An 861-nucleotide genomic window follows, 5' to 3' on the forward strand; every position below is an offset into this window, starting at 1 on the left:
CCAAACAACACTGACATGGGTAGATCAACCGGCTTATTATCGAAGTGCGGATCTTCCAGTGTTAAATCATGCTCTTCCAGAGCATCACCAATCACAGCGTAGGGGCAGCGTTCTCTAGCACAAATCGCCTCAAAGCGCTCCAAGTCTTGCGGCAACACAGCAATAACATAACGTTCTTGAGATTCGTTACACCAAATTTCGTGTGGCGCCATCCCAGGCTCATCGTTAGGGATCTTTCGCAAGTCGAATCGTCCACCGCGCCCGCCATCTTTCACAAGCTCCGGAAAAGCATTTGATAAACCACCCGCCCCTACGTCATGTATAAAGGCAATTGGGTTATTATCATCAAGCTGCCAGCAGCGGTCTATAACCTCCTGGCAACGACGTTCCATTTCAGGGTTTTCACGCTGTACAGAAGCAAAATCCAAGTCCTCATGACTAGCACCTGAATCCATCGAAGAGGCTGCACCGCCGCCAAGGCCGATCAGCATGGCCGGGCCACCCAATACAATTAGCTTTGCACCAACATCGATGTCACCTTTCAGTACATGGGACTCTTTAATATTTCCCATACCACCAGCAATCATAATAGGCTTGTGGTAACCCTTGATTTCCTGACCATTCGGGCCAGCAACTTCTTCTTCAAAGGTTCTAAAGTAGCCACACAAGTTCGGTCGACCAAACTCATTATTGAAGGCAGCACCACCTAGAGGACCGTCAAGCATGATGTTATAGGCAGAAGTCATTCGGTCAGGCTTGCCAAAATCTGTTTCCCATGGCTGTTCGAAACCAGGAATTCTTAGGTTCGATACCGTAAAACCTGTCAGACCAGCTTTAGGTTTTGCGCCTTTACCTGTAGCA

The 861-nt window shown here is 48.4% G+C and carries 1 protein-coding gene; it reads right to left on the minus strand.

Annotation, left to right across the window (positions count from 1 at the left end; all coding sequences use genetic code 11):
• Positions 1-861 (minus strand): AIR synthase-related protein (locus A3763_RS01840; protein ID WP_255376595.1); only part of this gene is annotated, 861 nt, incomplete at both ends.

Source organism: Oleiphilus sp. HI0128 (assembly GCF_001635365.1).